The following is an 18,156-nucleotide window of genomic DNA, read 5'->3' as shown; positions in this document are numbered from 1 at the left end:
TTGCAGTGTGCCAGCCAATACAGCGTTGACTGATCCACCGCTATCGGGGGCAAGCCCCCTCCCACAGGGAATCTGTGACAACAGTTAATAAACAGTGCAATCACAATAATAAAGGGGCACACCACGTGACTACGCCAGACACCGGCTTTGCCGAGATCACCCACCGCGAACTGGGCCTGCGGCGCCAGCTCACTTCCGGCCAGATGAGCATGATTGCCATCGGTGGCGCCATTGGCACCGGGCTGTTCATGGGCAGCGCGTACGCTATCGGGTATGCCGGGCCCAGTGTGCTGGTGAGCTACGCCATCGGCGCGTTGATCACCCTGCTGTTGATGGGCTGCCTGGCGGAGATGACGGTGGCGCATTCCACCTCGGGCTCGTTCGGCGCCTATGCCGAGTTCTACATCAGCCCGCTGGCCGGTTTCCTGGTGCGCTACGCCTACTGGGCGGCGATTGTGCTGGCGGTGGGCGCCGAGGTCACGGCGGTGGCGATGTACATGAAGTACTGGTTCGCCAACGTGCCGGAATGGGTGTGGATCGTGTCGTTTTCCAGTGTGCTGATCCTGCTCAACGCCATCAGCGTGAAGACCTTCGGCAACTTCGAATACTGGTTCTCGACGATCAAGATCAGCGCCATCGTCGGCTTCATCATCCTCGCCGTGTACGTGGTGTTCGGCTCCGGCAACCGGGAGTACGGCGTGCAGAACTACACGGCCCACGACGGCTTTTTCCCCCATGGCCTGAGTGGCATGTGGATCGCCGTGATCGTGTCGATCTTCAGCTACCTGAGCGTGGAGATGATCGCCGTGGCCGCCGGTGAAGCGGCCGATCCGGAACAGGCGGTGAAGAAAGCCTTCCGTGCGACCATCGTGCGCCTGGTGGTGTTTTACCTGCTGACCCTGGCGCTGATGCTGGCCATCGTGCCGTGGAACCAGGCCGGGCAGACCCAGAGCCCCTTCGTCACGGTGATGCAGACCATCGGCATTCCCGGCGCCACCGGGGTGATGAATTTCGTGATTTTGATCGCAGCGTTGTCGGCCATGAACAGCCAGCTCTACATCACCACCCGCATGATGTTCAGCCTGTCCCGTGCCGGCTTCGCGCCCAAGGCCATGGGCGCCTTGAGCAAGAGCGGCATCCCGCTGAACGCGTTGCTGCTGTCCAGTTCGGGCATCGCCCTGGCGACGTTGCTCAACGTGGTGTACCCGGAAAGTTCGTTCACCTTGATGATGGCAATCTCGATGTTCGGCGCGATCTTCACCTGGTTCATGATCTTCCTTACGCACCTGTTCTTCCGTCGCTACCGCCAGCGCCACGGCGGACCGAAGCTGTCGTTCCAACTGCGCTTGTTTCCCTACAGCACCTTGCTGGGCCTGGTGCTGATGGGCGCGGTGATGATTACCACGTATTTCACCGAGGCGTTCAAGATGACGCTGGTGTTTGGCGTGCCGTTCCTGCTGATTCTGTCAGTGGTGTATTACGGGTTTTTCCGCAAGGGCAGGGCCAAGGCGTCGAGCAAGGCCTTGGCGTAACCGGGCAGGAGTTCGAACGAGCGCGCGCATAACAGCAGCTTCCGGCAGGCCCATTCTTCTTGCAGGGGGTGGACCTTGAAACTGGATGCCAGCGGCCAGCGCTCCAGTGCCGCCCGGGGCACGATACCCAGGCCGGCGCCGCGGGCGACCATACGGATCACTCCGTCAAACCCCTCGGTGCGGATGCGTGTTTGCAGACGGAAACCTGCGTGCAATGCCTGTTCTTCGAGGTAAACCGTCAACGCGCTGTGGGCGGCGAGGCCCACAAAGTCGTGTTGCAGGCTATCGATAAAGCTCCCTGCGGTGAACGGATGATCCAGCGGTGTGATCAGCACCAGCGGGTCATTGCGAAACGGCAGGGTCTGCAAGCCGTGGGTGTCTACCGCGTCGGAAATGATCCCGAGGTCCGCTGTGCCCTGGCGCAAGGCCTGGGTGATGCGCAGGCTTGGCAGTTCCTGCAAGTCGATGCCGAGGTTGGGGTGTTCACGCAAAAAGTCCGCCAGCAACTCCGGCAGGTATTCGCTGAGGGCCGTGGTGTTGCACAGCAGGCGCACCTGGCCCTTGATGCCGTTGGCGTATTCCGCGAGGTCCTGGCGCAGATGCTCGGCCTGTTGCAGCAACAGGCGGGCGTGGCGGGCCAGGGCCTTGCCTGCGGGCGTTGGGGTAACGCCACGGCGGCCACGTTCAAGAAACTCGATGCCCAGCGAAGCCTCCATCGCTCGGATGCGGGCGCTGGCAGCCGCGAGGGACAAGTGGCTGCGGGCTGCTCCAGCGGTGATATTGCCTGTGTCGAAGATATGCAGGTAAAGGCGCAGGTCCATCAGGTCAAAGTGCATGGCACCAGCCTCTGGCAAAACAAGAGTCTGCCTCAGTATATGGCGAATTTTCGACCTCATCGAAAAACCGCACTATCACCCCATGAATACATTCCTCGCGTTTTACCAAGATATCGGCCCAGCCATGACACTGCTGGTGATCGGCACCTTCATGCTCGCCGGCACCGTCAAGGGTGTGATTGGCCTGGGCTTGCCGACAGTCTCCATGGGGTTGCTCGGTCTGGCTATGCTACCGACGCAGGCTGCAGCGTTGCTGATCATCCCGTCGACGATCACCAACCTGTGGCAACTGGCGTTCGGTGGCCATCTGAATGCGTTGCTCAAACGCCTGTGGCCGATGCTGTTGCTGATCTTTCTCGGTACCGGGTTTGGCACGCTGTGGCTGGGCCTGAGTGGAGGGCGATGGGTAGGCCATGCGTTGGGCGGGGCGTTACTAGCGTATGCAGTGAGCGGGCTGTTCCTGCCCGCGTTCAAGGTGAAGCCTCGAACCGAACGCTGGTTGGGCCCTTTGTGTGGTGTTATCACCGGCATCATCACCTCGTCGACCGGTGTGTTTGTGATCCCCGCCGTGCCCTATCTGCAAGCCCTGGGCTTGGACCGCAATCAGTTGGTGCAGGCGCTGGGGCTGTCCTTCACCGTGTCGACCCTGGCGCTCGCTGCCGGCATGGCGTTGGACGGCACGCTCGGAGGTGGGGAGATCAATGCTTCATTGTTGGCATTGGTGCCGGCGCTGCTGGGCATGTGGTTGGGCCAGGCGGTGCGTCAGCGCATCAGTGCGGTGTTGTTCAAGCGCGTATTTTTCATCGGCATGGCGTTGCTGGGCGCCCATCTGCTGATCAGCGGTTAACAATGCGCGGGTAATTCGTGCCTTTTGGTCAAATGTATTTTGCCGCACCACCGCTTATTCCGAGGGGCCGATGTCGATAGCCTGCCGGCAGACATTGTTAACCCCTCTGGATACCCTCCCATGAAAAAAGTCCTCCTGCTCAACGGCGGCAAGAAATTCGCCCACTCCGATGGCCGCTACAACACCACCCTGCATGACACCGCCGTGGCGGCGTTGGACCGTGCGGGCATCGACGTCAAGGTCACCCACATCGACGAAGGCTACGACGTGGCCGAAGAAGTGGCCAAGTTCCTCTGGGCGGATGTGATCATCTACCAGATGCCCGGCTGGTGGATGGGCGCGCCGTGGATCGTCAAGAAGTACATCGACGAAGTCTTCACCGAAGGCCACGGCAGCCTGTACGCCAGCGACGGTCGCACCCGTTCCGATGCCTCGCAGAAGTACGGCAGCGGTGGCCTGATCCACGGCAAGCAGTACATGCTCTCGCTGACCTGGAACGCGCCGCAGCAAGCCTTCGATGACCCGACCGACTTCTTCGAAGCCAAGGGCGTGGACGCGGTGTACTTCCCGTTCCACAAGGCCAACGAGTTCCTCGGCATGACCGGCCTGCCGACGTTCCTGTGCGTGGACGTGATGAAACGCCCGGCCATCGACGCTGATGTAGCGCGCTACGAGCAGCATCTGGCGCAGGTGTTCAATTTCTCGGTGTAAGCTGCGCTGAACCGATAACGAGGAGCGCCTGTGAAAGCCCGGTCCGATGAGCTGCAGATCTTCGTCAGCGTGATTGAATGCGGTTCGATTTCCGCCGCCGCCGAGCAAGTCGGGCAGACACCCTCGGCTGTCAGCCGTACCTTGTCGCGCCTGGAAGCCAAGCTCGACACCACGCTGATCAACCGCACCACGCGACGCATGGACCTGACCGAAGAGGGCAAGTACTTCTTCGAGCAGGCCAAGGTGATCCTGGCGCAGATGGAAGAGTTGGAGGAGCGCCTGTCATCACGCCAGCAGAAACCGGCGGGGCGCCTGCGCATCAACGCTGCCGTGCCGTTCATGCTGCATGGGATCGTGCCCTACATCGCTGAATTTCGCGGCCTCTACCCGGACATCCAGCTGGAGCTGAACAGCGATGACTTGATCATCGACCTGCTGGAGCAGAGCACCGACATCGCCATCCGTATCGGCGTCCTGGCCGACTCCACCCTGCATGCGCGGTCTCTTGGCTGTACGCCGCTGCATATCCTCGCCAGCCCCGACTACCTCAAGCAATACGGCGTGCCCACCACGGTGGCCGAGCTGGCCGATCACACGCTGTTGGGGTTCACCCAGACCGAAACCCTCAACCACTGGCCGCTGCGCCATGTGGAGGGCGATCGCTGGCTGATCCAGCCCGGCGTGGCGGCGTCCAGCGGCGAAACCGTGCGCCAGTTGGCGCTGGAAGGGCAGGGCATCTGTTGCCTGTCGAACTTCATGACCATCGACGATATCGAGGCCGGGCGCCTGGTGCCGGTGCTGGAGGCGTTCAACAGCGGTTATCGACAGCCGATCCACGCAGTGTTCTACCGCAACTCGCAGCTGGCATTGCGTATCCAATGTTTCCTGGACTTTATCCAGGCCAAGCTGGCGCGGTATGCCTGCTGATTCGTGAGCTGCGCGCAAGAGTGAATTGGGCGGTAGGGGCTTATTCGTCAGGGATGAGTGCTTGATACTGGGTTCATCACTTACCCAGTCAGGAGAGTCCTCCATGAATGTATTCATTACCGGCGCAGCAGGTTTTATCGGCGGTTCCATTGCCACCGGCCTGGTCAAGGCCGGCCACACCGTTACCGGCCTGGTGCGCAGCGCCGAGCAGGCGGCCGAGATGACCGCGCTGGGCATCAACCCAGTGATCGGCACCCTGGATGACGCGGCTGTATTGACCGAGCAAGCGCAAAAGGCCGACGCGGTGATCAACGCCGCCAGCAGCGACCACCGTGCCGCCGTGGAAACCCTGCTCGCGGCGTTGAAGGGCTCGAACAAGCCGTTCCTGCACACCAGTGGTTCGAGCATTGTCGGGGATGCGTCGGGCGGCAAGGCCAGCGATGTCATCTACTTCGAAGACAACCTGCCGGAACCGACGGTCGACAAGGCGGCTCGTGTGGCCATCGACAACCTGGTTCTGGCGGCTGCCAAAGACGGCGTGAACTCGGCGGTGATCTGCAACACCTTGATCTACGGCCAGAGCCTGGGCGTGAAGCGCGACAGCGTGCAACTACCGCGTCTGCTCAAGCAGGCACGCAAGAGTGGTGTAGTACGCCATGTGGGTAGCGGGCAGAACATCTGGTCCAACGTGCACATTGAAGACGTGGTGGCGCTGTACCTGTTGGCGCTGACCAAGAATGTGCCCGGTACCTTCTACTTCGTGGAAAGTGGCGAGGCCGCGTTTATCGACATGACCACTGCCATTGCCGAAGCACTGGACCTGGGCAAACCGCAGGATTGGCCATTGGCCGAGGCTGAAGCCGAGTGGGGCTATGAAATGGCCAACTATGGCCTGGGCTCCAATAGCCGGGTGCGCGGCAAGCATGCGCGTGAACTGCTGGGCTGGGCGCCGAAGCGTACGTCGGTGGTGGAGTGGATTCGCAACGAAATGGTGTGATGTTCACGTGATCTCCAGGTGTTGCTATCGGGGGCAAGCCCCCTCCCACAGTTGACCGAGTTCCAACTGTGGAGTGCAGTCTAGTGTGGGAGGGGGCTTGCCCCCGATTGGCACGACTCGGTCTCCGAGACTAGCCCCATCTCCCTCAATTCCGTACCATTCCCCGCCTTATCCCCCGCATTACCTGGTACTCCATGAACCTCACCCGTCTGCGCGCCGATGCCCTGGCCGGCCTCACCACGTCTTTTGCGTTGCTGCCCGAATGCATCGCCTTTGCCCTGGTGGCCCACCTCAACCCGTTGATGGGGCTCTACGGCGCTTTCATCATCTGCACCCTCACCGCGTTGTTCGGCGGCCGGCCCGGCATGGTGTCCGGTGCGGCCGGCTCGATGGCGGTGGTGATCGTCGCCCTGGTGGTGCAACACGGTGTGGAGTATCTGCTGGCCACGGTGGTACTGGGCGGGCTGATCATGGTCGCGTTCGGCGTGCTGCGCCTGGGCAAGCTGGTGCGCATGGTGCCGCACCCGGTGATGCTCGGCTTCGTCAACGGCCTGGCGATCATCATTGCCCTGGCGCAGTTGGAGCATTTCAAAAACGGTGAAACCTGGCTCAGCGGCACGCCGCTGTACGTGATGATCGGCCTGGTGCTGGTGACGATGGCCATCGTCTACCTGCTGCCGCGCATCACCCGCGCCGTGCCGCCTGCGTTGGTGGCGATCCTCGGCGTGGGGCTGGCGGTATACCTGCTCGGCCTGCCTACCCGCACCCTCGGCGACATGGCGCATATCGCCGGCGGCCTGCCGACTTTCGCGCTGCCGCAGATTCCGTGGACACTGGACACCCTCGGCATCATCGCGCCGTACGCGTTCCTGATGGCGATGGTCGGCCTGCTGGAAACCCTGCTGACGCTGAACCTCACCGACGAAATCACCGAGACCCGTGGCTACCCCGACCGTGAAAGCGTGGCCCTCGGCGCGGCCAACATGGTCTCCGGCCTGTTCGGCGGCATGGGCGGCTGCGCGATGATCGGGCAGACCGTGATCAACCTCAGCTCCGGTGGGCGCGGGCGTTTGTCCGGGGTGTTTGCCGGGGTGATGATCCTGTTGTTCATCCTGTTCCTGTCGCCGTTCATCGAGCGCATTCCGCTGGCGGCGCTGGTGGGCGTGATGTTCGTGGTGTCCCAGCAGACCTTTGCCTGGGCCTCGCTGCGGGTGATCAACAAGGTGCCGTTCAATGACGTGCTGGTGATTCTTGCAGTGACGGTGATCACGGTGTTCACCGATCTGGCTACCGCCGTGCTGTGCGGGATCGTGATTGCGGCGTTGAATTTCGCCTGGCAGCAAGCGCGGGAGCTGTATGCCGATGAGCATCTGGAGGCCGATGGCAGCAAGCTCTACCGCCTGCACGGCACCTTGTTTTTCGCCTCGACCACGCCGTTTTTGAATCAATTCGACCCGGCCAACGACCCGGCCCAGGTGACACTGGATTGCCGTCACCTGAGCTTTGTCGATTACTCAGCGATTGCCGCGCTCATGACCCTGCGCGAGCGTTACAGCAAGGCTGGCAAGCACCTGCGGGTGCTGCATCTGTCGGAGCGTTGCAAGAAGCTGCTCAAGCGTGCGCGGGTCCATCATGAGTAAGTGATCAAGGCCCGACCAGGTCTTCCAGCTCCTGGGCACGGGTCTGGGTCATGTCGAGTATGCAGCCGGAACCGTTGACCTGGTCGATAGTGCCGCCGGTAGCGGAACCGGCGAAGGCGCAATTGGCGTCACGGTACTTTATCCACAGGCGTTGCACGTCTTGCAGTTGCTGCTTGCGCGGGCCTTCCTGGGCGGCGAGCGCGGTCTTGTAGGCGCGGTTCAGGCGGGTGTCCTGCACCTTGGCTTCCTTGGTATTGCACGTGACCATGTCGGCGGTCGTGTTGGCGCTGTCCATGCACTTCTTCAGCGCTGGGCTGTCGGCGGCAGAAGCGGTGCCGCTGAGGGCGAGGAGCAGGGCGCCGGCGGCGAGGGATGTGCGAATCATGGTCGGTTTCCTGGTCATGAAGGGTTGCGCATTCTATGACTCAACGGCAGCGTTCGAGTTTCCGGCATCCTCTGATCTTCATGTAAGAACACCCCTCGAATTTTCATTCATCCCTGTCGGGCATATCCCAACGCGACAGCGCTTATCTGTGGGCGAAAGTTACTTTCATAAAAATTGAAAATAGTCCTCGCTAATGATTTATGAGTTTCACAACCAATTCGACGTGACCCTTTCCGAGGAGTACCGCATGGCCGCATCACCGGGCTTCGGGCTGTTGGCATACGCTGCCATCGCCATCATTGCTTTGATCGTGCTGATTGCACGTTACCGACTCAACCCGTTTATCGTCATCACCCTGGTGTCCATCGGCCTGGCGCTGATGGCCGGGATGCCGGCGGACACCATCATGGGTTCCTACGAGGCGGGTGTCGGCAAGACCCTGGGGCATATCGCCCTGGTGGTGGCGTTGGGCACCATGCTCGGCAAGATGATGGCCGAGTCCGGCGGTGCCGAGCAGGTGGCGCGCACACTGATCAACCGTTTTGGCGAGCGTAACGCGCATTGGGCGATGGTGTGCATCGCGTTCCTGGTCGGGCTGCCGCTGTTTTTCGAGGTGGGTTTTGTGTTGCTGGTGCCGATTGCCTTTACCGTGGCGCGGCGGGTGGGCGTGTCCATCCTGATGGTGGGTTTGCCGATGGTCGCCGGCCTGTCGGTGGTGCATGCCCTGGTGCCGCCGCACCCGGCGGCGATGATGGCGGTGCTGGCGTATAACGCGTCGGTGGGGCAGACCGTGCTCTACGCCATCCTGATCGGTATCCCGACGGCAATCATCGCAGGGCCCGTCTACGCCAAATTCATCGTGCCGCGTATTCACCTGCCGGCAGAAAATCCGCTGGAGCGCCAGTTCATCGAGCGTGAACCGCGTACCCGCTTGCCCAGCTTTACCCTGACCATGGGCACTATCCTGTTGCCGGTGGTGTTGATGATGATCGGTGGCTGGGCCAACGTGATTTCCACGCCAGGCACCGGTTTCAATCAGTTCCTGCTGTTTATCGGCAACTCGGTGATCGCGCTGCTGGTGGCGACATTGTTGAGCTTCTGGACCTTGGGTATCGCACAGGGCTTCAACCGCGAGTCGATCCTCAAGTTCACCAATGAATGCCTGGCGCCGACCGCCAGCATCACCTTGCTGGTGGGCGCGGGCGGCGGGTTGAACCGCATCCTGGTGGACGCAGGTGTGACCCACGAAATTCTCGGCCTGGCCCATGCCTTTCACCTGTCGCCGTTGGTGATGGGTTGGCTGTTCGCCGCGCTGATGCGAATTGCCACGGGCTCGGCCACCGTCGCCATGACCACCGCATCCGGTGTTGTAGCGCCGGTCGCCCTGGGCCTGGGTTATCCACACCCTGAACTACTGGTGCTGGCCACCGGTGCGGGTTCGGTGATCTTTTCCCATGTTAACGACGGCGGCTTCTGGCTGATCAAGGAATACTTCAATATGACGGTGATCCAGACCTTCAAGACCTGGACCGTGTTGGAGACTTTGATTTCCCTGGTCGCCTTCGGTCTGACCTATGGTCTGTCCTGCATCTTGTAACCCGGAGAGCCCATGGACATCCTCTACCAGATCCGCGCCCGCCAGGACGCCTTCAGCGCCGGCGAAGGGCGTATCGCCAAGCTGATGCTCGATGACGTGGGGTTTGCCGCATCGGCCAGCCTGGAAGCATTGTCGCAACGGGCCGAGGTCAGCACGGCCACCTTGTCGCGGTTTGCGCGCAGTGTGGGGTGCCGGGATTTACGTGACTTGCGCCTCCAGTTGGCCCAGGCCAGCGGCGTCGGCAGTCGCTTCCTCGACCCGGCGGGGTTGCCGGAACAGTCGGCGTTTCATCGGCAGATCCTGGGGGATATCGAGGCGACGTTGCGTCAGCATTTGTCGGGTTTCAACCAGGCGAGTTTTGTCGATGCGGTGAGCCTGCTGGGCAAGGCGCGGATGATCCATGCGTTTGGCATGGGCGGGCCGTCGAGCCTGTGCAGCGATGAGTTGCAGGTGCGCCTGGTGCGCCTGGGCTATCCGATTGCGGCCTGCCATGACCCGGTGATGATGCGGGTCACGGCGGCGACACTGGGGCCTGAGCATGCGTTGATTGTGTGTTCCTTGACTGGCCTCACCCCCGAACTGCTGGACGTGGTGGAGCTGGCGCGCAATTACGACGCGCGCATCGTCGCCATCACCCTGGCCGACTCGCCCTTGGCCCAATTGGCCGATGTGCTGCTGCCGCTGCAGCCGGCCGAAACCAGTTTTATCTATAAGCCCACCGCCGCCCGCTACGGCATGCTGCTGACCATCGACCTGCTCGCCACCGAGCTGGCCCTGGTCTCGCCGGACGACAACCAGGAACGCCTGCGTCGGATCAAGCTGGCCCTGGACGATTATCGCGGCGGCCCTGACAGCCTGCCGCTTGGAGACTGATATGAAGTACGACACGCTGATACGCCAGGCATTGATCATTGATGGCAGCAACACCCCAGGCTATGTGGCTGATGTGGGGGTGCGTGACGGGCGTATCGAGGCGATTGGCGATTTGTCGACGGCTGTGGCCGAACAAGAAATCGAAGCTGCGGGCCGTGTGCTGGCGCCGGGTTTTATCGACGTGCACACCCACGATGACACGGTGGTGATCCGCCATCCGCAGATGCTGCCCAAGCTTAGCCAGGGTGTAACGACGGTGATCGTCGGTAACTGTGGCATCAGCGCGTCGCCGGTGACGTTGCGCGGTGATCCGCCCGATCCGATGAACCTGCTGGGCAGCGCTTCGGCGTTTGTGTACCCGCGTTTCAGTGACTATCGAGCGGCGGTCGAACAGGCTCACCCGGCGGTCAACGTTGCCGCATTGATCGGTCACACGGCACTGCGCAGCAATCATATGCAAGACCTGCATCGCAGCGCTTCAGCGGATGAAATCGCTGCCATGCGCATGCAACTGCAAGAGAGCCTCGAAGTTGGCGCCTTGGGGTTATCCACAGGCCTGGCCTACGCCAGCGCGTTCAGTGCCGAGACCGATGAGGTGCTGCAACTCAGTGAAGCACTGACGGCCTTCGGTGCGGTGTACACCACCCATTTGCGCAGCGAATTCGAACCGGTGCTGGAGGCGATGGATGAGGCGTTTCTGATTGGCCGGCACGCTCGGGCGCCGGTGATTATTTCCCATCTCAAATGTGCCGGCGCCGGCAATTGGGGGCGCAGTCCGCAACTGTTGGCATCGCTGGAGCGGGCGGCGAAAACGCACCCGGTAGGCTGTGATTGTTATCCCTATGCCGCGAGTTCTTCGACCCTGGATCTCAAGCAGGTCACTGACGCGTTTCGCATCACCATCACCTGGTCGACGCCGTACCCGGAGATGGGCGGGCGCGACCTGCAGGATATCGCCGCTGAGTGGGATGTTTCGCTGATGGACGCAGCGCGTCGCCTGCAACCGGCGGGGGCGGTGTATTACGGAATGGATGAAGCGGATGTGCGACGCATCCTGGCGCATCCGCTGTCGATGGTCGGTTCGGATGGGCTGCCGGAAGATCCGTTCCCGCATCCGCGTTTGTGGGGCGCATTTCCACGGGTGCTGGGGCATTTCAGCCGGGATGTCGGGTTGTTCCCGTTGCACACTGCCGTGCACAAGATGACCGGCTTGTCGGCGGCGCGATTTGGTTTGGCCGAGCGCGGTGAAATCCGCGAAGGGCACTGGGCCGACCTGGTGTTGTTCGACCCGTTGCGCGTGCGCGATGTGGCGGACTTCAAGCAACCGCAGCGGGCGGCGGAAGGCATTGATGGGGTGTGGGTCAACGGTGTATTGAGCTACAGCGACGGGCAGGCGAACGGTCAGCGGTCGGGTCGGTTCCTGGCGCGCAGTGGGGATTTGCGTCGGGGGTTTTCGTCTCTATAGTGGGCGCTCTTATGAACGGAGCGATTGCCATGCACTTAGGAAAAGTCACCCCCATCCTGCGGATTTTCGACGAGGCCAAGGCGTTGGAGTTCTACGTGGACTTTTTGGGGTTCAAGGTGGATTGGCAGCATCGTTTCGAGGCGAATTTTCCGTTGTACCTGCAGGTATCGCTGGGTGAATGCGTGTTGCATTTGACTGAGCACCATGGCGATGCGTCGCCGGGAGCGGCGGTGCGGATTCAGGCACAAGGGGTGGACGCGTATCAGCAGCAGTTGGTTGGCAAGGATTACCGGTATGCCAAGCCAGGGGTTGAGGAAACGCCTTGGGGATCGCGGGAGATGAGCATCAAGGATCCGTTTGGGAATCGGCTGGTGTTTGTTGAGGAAGGCGAGGGCTGAGGGGTAAATCGCGGGCAATAAAAAACCGCCTTGGTAGGGCGGTTTTTTTGCAACACCAGTTAGTGGCTGGGGTTGCTCTCTCAAAAGACTCAACCGACTCGCGTCCGAAGGCTCACGTGTTCCGGTAAGTGTGCTGGAGGTAAGGCCCAACTCACGGAGGGCCGAGTATGTCTAGGTTTGCCTGTGGCGAGGGAGCTTGCTCCCGTTGGGCTGCGTAGCAGCCCCAAGCATTCACTGCGCTCTCAACTTCAAATCTGCATCAACTTGATCAGGGCCGCTTCGCGCCCCAACGGGAGCAAGCTCCCTCGCCACCGGGACTGCGGTTCTTAAACCCGGAAGTGGCTGACCATCTGCTGCAACTGGCTGCCCAGCCGCGCCAGTTCCACACTGGACTTGGCCGTCTCGTCACTCGCCGTAGCGGTTTGCTCCGACACATCACGCACATTCACGATGCTACGGCTGATCTCTTCAGCCACGGCGCTTTGCTGCTCGGCGGCGGCGGCGATCTGCTGGTTCATCGACTGGATATTCGACACCGTACGGGTGATGTTTTCCAGCGACACTCCGGCCTTGCGGGTCAGCTCGACACTGCTGTCGGTGAGGCTGCGGCTGTTGTTCATCACATTGGCCACTTGCTGGGTGCCGTTCTGCAAACCGGCGACCAGGCCTTCGATTTCTTCGGTGGATTTTTGCGTGCGCTGGGCCAGGCCGCGCACTTCATCGGCCACCACGGCAAACCCACGCCCGGCTTCACCGGCCCGCGCCGCTTCGATCGCCGCGTTGAGGGCCAGCAGGTTGGTCTGTTCGGCCACGGCCTTGATCACGTCCATCACACTGCCGATTTTGTTGCTCTCTTGTTGCAGATGGGTCATGGCGTCGGTGGAGCGCGCGACTTCGGCGGCCAGGCGTTCGATCTGGGCGATGGCCTCGGCGACCACCCTGTCGCCGGCACGGGCTTGACCATCGGCGTCGGCAGCGGCGAGGGAGGCTTGTTCGGCGTTACGCGCGACTTCCTGCACGGTGGCGGTCATTTCGTGCATCGCCGTGGCAACCTGGTCGGTCTCGATTTTCTGGCTGTTCACGCCAGCGCTGGTCTGCTCGGTCACGGCCGACAGCTCTTCGGCGGCGCTGGCGATCTGGGTCACGCCGTCGCGGATGCCGCTGATCAATTCGCGCAGGGTGGTGCCCATGCGCTGGATGCCTTGTTGCAGCACGCCCAGCTCATCGCGACGGGTAACCTGGATATTGTGGCTCAGGTCGCCGGAAGCGATACGTTCCACCACGGCCAGGGTTTCCTGGATCGGGCGAGTGATCTGGCGGGTGATAACCAGCGCGGCAATTACGCCGACCAGCAGGGCCAGCAAGGTGCTGATCAATTGCAGGCTGCGGGCCTGGGCGCTTTCGGCGTCGCGGCGGTTCAGCTGAATGTCGTACAGCTTGTCGCTGATGGTCACGATATCGGCGCCTTGGGTGGTCATTTCGGCCCGGGCGGTGACGATGTTGGCATTGGCCGCCTTGTAGTTCTGCACGGCAGTGCGGTAGGCGCCCAGAGCGGTTTCCAGGGAGGTCAATGCGTTCTGTTGGCTGCTACCGAAAGCGGCGCTGAGGTCTTTCAAGCCGGCGATGGTTTTTTCAATCTGTGCGGCGGCACGGGCTTCGGTGTCCGGGTTGACGTTGCCGGTGTAACCGCGCACTTCGTAACGCGCCAATTGGAATTGCAGCTTGGCGTCGGCCACGGCCTGGAACTGGGCCAGGTGCTCCGCACTGTCAGGCATTTGCTTGACGCTGCTCTCCAGCGCATTGATCTGGGCGTTGGCGATGTCGGCTTTGTCGCCCATCACCTGGCGAGAGGCATTGCCGTTACGGTAGGCCTCGCGCATTTTGGTCAGCGACTGTTGGTAAGCGGTGATGATCGCTTTCTGCTCGTTGAGCAGTTTGAGGTTTTCCGGGCTCTTGAAGCTGTCGAGCAGTTTCTGTTGCTGGGCAGCAAAGGCATCCAGGTTGGTCTGTACGGTCTGGGCCACGGCCTCGTCGCCGTTGGCGAGCATGTATTGCAGGCGCACGATGCGCAGCTTGGTCAGGGACGCGTTGAGCTGGGTGATGTCGCTCATCCAGTTGCTGCGGTCGATCAGGCCGCCCAGGCTGGTCCAGCCGGTGAGGGCCAGGATCGAGGTGAGGACCAGCACCAGGCCGAAGCCCAGGCCGAGTTTGAGGTTGACGCTGATGTTACCGAACCAGCTGTTCATCGAATGCTCCGCAAAAGTGATGTCTGTCTGCTGGGCGGTGTTGTTGTTTGAGCCAGCCAAGATGTGTAGGGCTGTATCGGCGGACGAGTTGGAATCTGAAACTTTTTATTCATGCATCAGTGGGTAACCCCCGCCTGACCGACCAACGAAGCCCGCAGGCATGAGGCGCGGGGTTCATCGTGCATGCCGGTTTTATGCTAGTCTGCGGGCCCTTTTAGTTTTGGATGGCGCAGGAAACTGTGTCGCCCTACAGCGGAGCCTCTTCATGTCCGAAGTTAATCTGTCCACCGACGAAACCCGCGTCAGCTACGGTATCGGCCGTCAGTTGGGCGACCAACTGCGCGACAACCCGCCACCGGGCGTAAGCCTGGATGCAATCCTGGCCGGCCTGACCGACGCTTTCGCCGGCAAGCCAAGCCGTGTTGACCAGGAGCAAATGGCTGCCAGCTTCAAGGTGATCCGCGAAATCATGCAGGCCGAAGCCGCTGCCAAGGCTGAAGCTGCGGCGGGTGCCGGCCTGGCGTTCCTGGCTGAAAACGCCAAGCGTGATGGCATCACCACCCTGGCTTCCGGTCTGCAATTCGAAGTGCTGACCGCCGGTGATGGCGCCAAGCCGACCCGTGAAGACCAAGTGCGTACTCACTACCACGGCACCCTGATCGACGGCACTGTGTTCGACAGTTCCTACGAGCGCGGCCAGCCTGCAGAATTCCCGGTGGGCGGCGTGATCGCCGGCTGGACCGAAGCCCTGCAACTGATGAATGCCGGCAGCAAATGGCGTCTGTACGTGCCGAGCGAACTGGCTTACGGCGCTCAAGGCGTTGGCAGCATCCCGCCGCACAGCGTTCTGGTGTTCGACGTCGAGCTGCTCGACGTTCTGTAAGGCCTGCTGATTACCTGTGGGAGCGAGCCTGCTCGTCCCCACAGTGTTTTGCGGTTGTGCTCATGGATGGAACTTGCCATTGAGCTCCGTGGCCGGGCGCAACGCTCGGGCATAGCAGAACAGAAACAGATTGCGCACCACCTCCTTCAACACCCCAGGTTCACTGGAACTCAGGCCATTGACGTCCAGGTCGCCCTGATCCTGCAGTTCACTCAACGCTTCTTCTTCCAGTACCGCACAGACTTCACCGGTTTCCCGATGCAGGATCCGCAGGTAAGGGTGTGGACGGTCCAGCCAGGCATCTATCAAATAAGTCATGGGTCGCATCTCCTTGATGGGGCTTCAATGAGAATAATTCTTATTCGTAGAATAGCAAGTGCCTATTGGCGATTTCCGGGTTTTTCTGTGTGGATATTGCGAGAGGTCAACGCAGAGGGCGAAACGCCATCCCGCGGCGGGCGCGGGATGGATACAGCGTGTTCAGACTTTACGCACGAACTCGGACTTGAGCTTCATCGGGCCGATGCCGTCGATCTTGCAGTCGATATCGTGGTCGCCGTCACACAGGCGGATGTTCTTGACCTTGGTACCGACCTTGACTACCAGGGAGGTGCCCTTGACCTTGAGGTCCTTGATCACGGTGATGGTGTCGCCGTCCTGCAGGACGTTGCCTACAGAATCTTTCTTCACGGTTTCATCGCCGGTCGCTTCGGCCTCGCCAGTGGCGGACCACTCATGGGCGCATTCCGGGCAGATCAGCTGGGCGCCATCTTCGTAGGTGTATTCGGAATTGCATTTCGGGCAGGGTGGCAACGTGCTCACTAAAGCTCCTTGAAAGTCAGGATGGCTAAAAGTCGCACATTATATAGGGATTTGTGGTCTTACAGGTTGTATGAAATCTAAATGTGGGAGGAGCGCCTCCCACATGGGCCCGCGTCAATGGGTACGGGCGACCGCAAACTCACTCAGTTCAACCAGGGCATCCCGGTATTCGCTGGCTGGCAGGGCTTCCAGGCACTGGATGGCTCGGGCCACGAAATCACGCGCCAGCTGCGCGGTGTAGTCCAGGGAACCCGATGCTTCGACAGCGGCGCGGATGGCTTCCAGATCTTCGATCCCGCCTTTCTGGATCGCCTTGCGCACCAGGGCGGCCTGTTCCGGCGTGCCTTCGCGCATGGTGTAGATCAGTGGCAGGGTCGGCTTGCCCTCGGCCAGGTCATCACCGACGTTCTTGCCCAGGGTTTCGGCGTCGCCACGGTAGTCGAGCAGGTCGTCCACCAATTGGAACGCCACGCCCAGGTGATCGCCAAAGGTGCGCAGCGCTTCGGCCTGTTCGGCGGTGGCGTTGCACAAGGCTGCGGCGCTGTGGGTGGAGGCTTCGAAGAGCATCGCGGTCTTGCCGCGAATCACTTCCATGTAGGTTTCTTCGGTGGTGCTGGCGTCGCGGACCTTCGACAGTTGCAATACTTCGCCTTCGGCGATGATGCGCGTGGCCTGTGAAAGAATCTTCATCACCGGCATCGAGCCGAGTTCAACCATCATTTCGAACGAGCGCGAGTACAGGAAGTCGCCCACCAATACGCTGGGGGCGTTGCCCCACATGGCATTGGCGGTCTCACGGCCACGGCGCATGCCGGACATGTCGACCACGTCGTCATGCAGCAGGGTGGCGGTGTGCAGGAACTCGATGGTGGCTGCCAGCAGGCGCAGGTCATCGCCTTCACGGCCCAGGGCCTTGCCGCACAGCAACACTAATAAAGGACGCAGGCGCTTACCGCCCGCCGACGTAATATAGTCGCCAATTTTGGAGACCAGCGGCACTTTAGAAGTCAGCTGCTTCTTGATGATGCCGTCGACGGCGCTAAAATCGTCCGCGACCGCGCGGTAGAAAGCTTGGGGTTGCATCAGCGACAGTCGCTCCAGAAGGGTTGCGCGGCATGCTAGGACCCAGGCCCCCGGGTGTCAAGGCGCGATGGACGGCCACTTGCAACACCCCTTTACCTTGCGTACAATCGCGCACCCTGAACTTCCTGGGCAGCACCTGCCTTACGCAATTGCATTCGGGACGTCCATCCCATGCAGCCATGCCAGCCAATACCTCTTCTTATAAAGCGCTGGGTGAGCAGGATTATCGGAGAAATACCATGTCGTACGCAGTAATTGTTACTGGTGGCAAGCAATACAAAGTCGCCCCAGGTGAATACCTGAAGATCGAAAAACTGGAAGTCGCTACCGGCGAATCCGTTACTTTTGATCGCGTTCTGTTGGTCGCCAATGGCGATGACGTGAACATCGGCGCTCCAGTTGTTGCTGGCGCTACCGTTGTGGCTGAAGTGATCTCCCAAGGTCGTCACGATAAAGTCCGCATCATCAAGTTCCGTCGTCGTAAGCACCACATGAAGCGTATGGGCCACCGCCAGTGGTACACCGAGATCAAAATCACCGGTATTCAGGCTTAATTTCAGCCTAATTCCTCACTAGGAGAATTGACTCATGGCACACAAAAAAGCTGGTGGTAGTACCCGTAACGGTCGCGACTCAGAAGCCAAACGCCTTGGCGTTAAGATGTATGGCGGCCAGAAAATCATTCCGGGCAACATCATCGTGCGTCAGCGCGGCACCCAATTCCACGCCGGTTACGGTGTAGGCATGGGTAAAGATCACACCCTCTTCGCGAAAATCGAAGGCGTGATCAAGTTTGAAGTAAAAGGCGCGTTCAACCGCCGTTACGTGAGCGTTGTCGCAGCTTAATTGCGAGATCGCTGGAAAAGCCCTGTCTTGCGACGGGGCTTTTTCGTTTGTGGGGTGAGTCTCTTGCA

At 60.9% G+C, this 18,156-nt stretch carries 19 protein-coding genes and 1 pseudogene; 13 read left to right on the top strand and 7 right to left on the bottom strand.

All coding sequences use genetic code 11. The features are described 5' to 3' along the window. The first annotated feature begins 125 nt into the window (after positions 1 to 125). Positions 126 to 1,532 (top strand): amino acid permease, encoded by a 1,407-nt coding sequence (locus K5K89_RS24635; protein WP_222540423.1) that lies wholly within the window; start codon positions 126 to 128, stop codon positions 1,530 to 1,532. On the opposite strand, the gene K5K89_RS24630 is transcribed toward K5K89_RS24635, so the two are convergent. Next, complete coding sequence (locus tag K5K89_RS24630; RefSeq protein WP_222540422.1) at positions 1,478 to 2,368, bottom strand: LysR substrate-binding domain-containing protein; 891 nt, start codon at positions 2,366 to 2,368, stop codon at positions 1,478 to 1,480. The two genes, K5K89_RS24635 and K5K89_RS24630, sit on opposite strands and share 55 nt — an antisense overlap. 82 nt (positions 2,369 to 2,450) lie before the next feature. Here K5K89_RS24630 and K5K89_RS24625 point away from each other — a divergent pair, with 82 nt between their 5' ends. From K5K89_RS24625 to K5K89_RS24605, 5 genes are all read left to right on the top strand, one after another. Continuing rightward, complete coding sequence (locus tag K5K89_RS24625) at positions 2,451 to 3,215, top strand: sulfite exporter TauE/SafE family protein (RefSeq protein WP_222540421.1); 765 nt, start codon at positions 2,451 to 2,453, stop codon at positions 3,213 to 3,215. Between the two features lie 120 nt (positions 3,216 to 3,335). Next, positions 3,336 to 3,926, top strand: coding sequence for an NAD(P)H-dependent oxidoreductase (locus K5K89_RS24620; protein WP_071489166.1), 591 nt, complete (start codon positions 3,336 to 3,338; stop codon positions 3,924 to 3,926). 30 nt (positions 3,927 to 3,956) lie between these two features. Continuing rightward, positions 3,957 to 4,853, top strand: coding sequence for a LysR family transcriptional regulator (locus K5K89_RS24615; protein WP_092249402.1), 897 nt, complete (start codon positions 3,957 to 3,959; stop codon positions 4,851 to 4,853). A gap of 103 nt (positions 4,854 to 4,956) precedes the next feature. Further along, positions 4,957 to 5,850 (top strand): NAD-dependent epimerase/dehydratase family protein, encoded by an 894-nt coding sequence (locus tag K5K89_RS24610; protein ID WP_222540420.1) that lies wholly within the window; start codon positions 4,957 to 4,959, stop codon positions 5,848 to 5,850. A gap of 194 nt (positions 5,851 to 6,044) precedes the next feature. Further along, entirely contained in the window at positions 6,045 to 7,490 is a 1,446-nt protein-coding gene (locus K5K89_RS24605) for a SulP family inorganic anion transporter (RefSeq protein ID WP_222540419.1), read from the top strand. Between the two features lie 4 nt (positions 7,491 to 7,494). Here the strand turns inward: K5K89_RS24605 and K5K89_RS24600 are convergent, their stop codons facing one another. Further along, complete coding sequence (locus K5K89_RS24600) at positions 7,495 to 7,875, bottom strand: lysozyme inhibitor LprI family protein (protein WP_222540418.1); 381 nt, start codon at positions 7,873 to 7,875, stop codon at positions 7,495 to 7,497. 247 nt (positions 7,876 to 8,122) lie between these two features. Between K5K89_RS24600 and K5K89_RS24595 the strand changes: the two genes are divergently transcribed. The 4 genes from K5K89_RS24595 to K5K89_RS24580 are packed head-to-tail and all read left to right on the top strand — an operon-like array spanning position 8,123 to position 12,208. After that, positions 8,123 to 9,472, top strand: a complete 1,350-nt coding sequence (locus tag K5K89_RS24595; RefSeq protein WP_261400786.1) for a GntP family permease — start codon at positions 8,123 to 8,125, stop codon at positions 9,470 to 9,472. A gap of 12 nt (positions 9,473 to 9,484) precedes the next feature. Next, positions 9,485 to 10,345 carry a MurR/RpiR family transcriptional regulator gene (locus K5K89_RS24590; RefSeq protein ID WP_071489172.1) on the top strand — a complete coding sequence of 287 codons (861 nt, stop codon included), beginning with the start codon at positions 9,485 to 9,487 and terminating at the stop codon, positions 10,343 to 10,345. Position 10,346: 1 nt separating this feature from the next. Beyond that, entirely contained in the window at positions 10,347 to 11,810 is a 1,464-nt protein-coding gene (locus tag K5K89_RS24585) for an N-acyl-D-amino-acid deacylase family protein (protein ID WP_222540416.1), read from the top strand. A gap of 29 nt (positions 11,811 to 11,839) precedes the next feature. Continuing rightward, on the top strand, positions 11,840 to 12,208 hold the full coding sequence (locus K5K89_RS24580) for a glyoxalase superfamily protein (protein WP_058425714.1): 369 nt from the start codon (positions 11,840 to 11,842) through the stop codon (positions 12,206 to 12,208). A gap of 326 nt (positions 12,209 to 12,534) precedes the next feature. Here K5K89_RS24580 and K5K89_RS29100 read toward each other — a convergent pair whose 3' ends face one another. After that, positions 12,535 to 13,239 carry a methyl-accepting chemotaxis protein gene (locus K5K89_RS29100; protein ID WP_409996333.1) on the bottom strand — a complete coding sequence of 235 codons (705 nt, stop codon included), beginning with the start codon at positions 13,237 to 13,239 and terminating at the stop codon, positions 12,535 to 12,537. Between the two features lie 198 nt (positions 13,240 to 13,437). Then, a pseudogene (locus tag K5K89_RS29095) lies at positions 13,438 to 14,319 on the bottom strand (methyl-accepting chemotaxis protein); the annotation flags it as partial. Positions 14,320 to 14,719: 400 nt separating this feature from the next. Between K5K89_RS29095 and K5K89_RS24570 the strand changes: the two are divergent. Beyond that, entirely contained in the window at positions 14,720 to 15,337 is a 618-nt protein-coding gene (locus tag K5K89_RS24570; RefSeq protein ID WP_003176055.1) for an FKBP-type peptidyl-prolyl cis-trans isomerase, read from the top strand. A gap of 60 nt (positions 15,338 to 15,397) precedes the next feature. On the opposite strand, the gene K5K89_RS24565 is transcribed toward K5K89_RS24570, so the two are convergent. The 3 genes from K5K89_RS24565 to K5K89_RS24555 form a co-directional block, all read right to left on the bottom strand. After that, on the bottom strand, positions 15,398 to 15,655 hold the full coding sequence (locus K5K89_RS24565; protein ID WP_056858344.1) for a hypothetical protein: 258 nt from the start codon (positions 15,653 to 15,655) through the stop codon (positions 15,398 to 15,400). 162 nt (positions 15,656 to 15,817) lie between these two features. Beyond that, positions 15,818 to 16,159, bottom strand: a complete 342-nt coding sequence (locus K5K89_RS24560; RefSeq protein WP_071489176.1) for a zinc ribbon domain-containing protein YjdM — start codon at positions 16,157 to 16,159, stop codon at positions 15,818 to 15,820. Between the two features lie 114 nt (positions 16,160 to 16,273). Then, positions 16,274 to 17,242: a polyprenyl synthetase family protein gene (locus K5K89_RS24555; protein ID WP_058425717.1), complete on the bottom strand. Its 969-nt coding sequence runs from the start codon at positions 17,240 to 17,242 to the stop codon at positions 16,274 to 16,276. A gap of 239 nt (positions 17,243 to 17,481) precedes the next feature. Between K5K89_RS24555 and rplU the strand changes: the two genes are divergently transcribed. Continuing rightward, a complete protein-coding gene (rplU, locus tag K5K89_RS24550) occupies positions 17,482 to 17,796 on the top strand; it encodes a 50S ribosomal protein L21 (RefSeq protein ID WP_007950961.1) in 315 nt (104 codons plus the stop codon). A gap of 34 nt (positions 17,797 to 17,830) precedes the next feature. Continuing rightward, positions 17,831 to 18,088: a 50S ribosomal protein L27 gene (gene rpmA, locus K5K89_RS24545; protein ID WP_003176049.1), complete on the top strand. Its 258-nt coding sequence runs from the start codon at positions 17,831 to 17,833 to the stop codon at positions 18,086 to 18,088. Positions 18,089 to 18,156: the final 68 nt, after the last annotated feature.

It is taken from the genome of Pseudomonas sp. DR208 (assembly GCF_019823005.1).
Classification (GTDB): domain Bacteria; phylum Pseudomonadota; class Gammaproteobacteria; order Pseudomonadales; family Pseudomonadaceae; genus Aquipseudomonas; species Aquipseudomonas extremorientalis.
This window is presented reverse-complemented; position numbering and strand designations above follow the sequence as displayed.

Coding starts and splice junctions, on each gene's coding strand:
- K5K89_RS24580 (WP_058425714.1), top strand. CDS start 11,840: ATGCACTTAGGAAAAGTCACCCCCATCCTGCGGATTTTCGACGAGGCC.
- K5K89_RS24570 (WP_003176055.1), top strand. CDS start 14,720: ATGTCCGAAGTTAATCTGTCCACCGACGAAACCCGCGTCAGCTACGGT.
- rplU (WP_007950961.1), top strand. CDS start 17,482: ATGTCGTACGCAGTAATTGTTACTGGTGGCAAGCAATACAAAGTCGCC.
- K5K89_RS24610 (WP_222540420.1), top strand. CDS start 4,957: ATGAATGTATTCATTACCGGCGCAGCAGGTTTTATCGGCGGTTCCATT.
- K5K89_RS24625 (WP_222540421.1), top strand. CDS start 2,451: ATGAATACATTCCTCGCGTTTTACCAAGATATCGGCCCAGCCATGACA.
- K5K89_RS24630 (WP_222540422.1), bottom strand. CDS start 2,368: ATGCACTTTGACCTGATGGACCTGCGCCTTTACCTGCATATCTTCGAC.
- K5K89_RS24620 (WP_071489166.1), top strand. CDS start 3,336: ATGAAAAAAGTCCTCCTGCTCAACGGCGGCAAGAAATTCGCCCACTCC.
- K5K89_RS24585 (WP_222540416.1), top strand. CDS start 10,347: ATGAAGTACGACACGCTGATACGCCAGGCATTGATCATTGATGGCAGC.
- K5K89_RS24565 (WP_056858344.1), bottom strand. CDS start 15,655: ATGACTTATTTGATAGATGCCTGGCTGGACCGTCCACACCCTTACCTG.
- K5K89_RS24555 (WP_058425717.1), bottom strand. CDS start 17,242: ATGCAACCCCAAGCTTTCTACCGCGCGGTCGCGGACGATTTTAGCGCC.
- K5K89_RS24605 (WP_222540419.1), top strand. CDS start 6,045: ATGAACCTCACCCGTCTGCGCGCCGATGCCCTGGCCGGCCTCACCACG.
- K5K89_RS29100 (WP_409996333.1), bottom strand. CDS start 13,239: ATGACCGCCACCGTGCAGGAAGTCGCGCGTAACGCCGAACAAGCCTCC.
- rpmA (WP_003176049.1), top strand. CDS start 17,831: ATGGCACACAAAAAAGCTGGTGGTAGTACCCGTAACGGTCGCGACTCA.
- K5K89_RS24590 (WP_071489172.1), top strand. CDS start 9,485: ATGGACATCCTCTACCAGATCCGCGCCCGCCAGGACGCCTTCAGCGCC.
- K5K89_RS24600 (WP_222540418.1), bottom strand. CDS start 7,875: ATGATTCGCACATCCCTCGCCGCCGGCGCCCTGCTCCTCGCCCTCAGC.
- K5K89_RS24595 (WP_261400786.1), top strand. CDS start 8,123: ATGGCCGCATCACCGGGCTTCGGGCTGTTGGCATACGCTGCCATCGCC.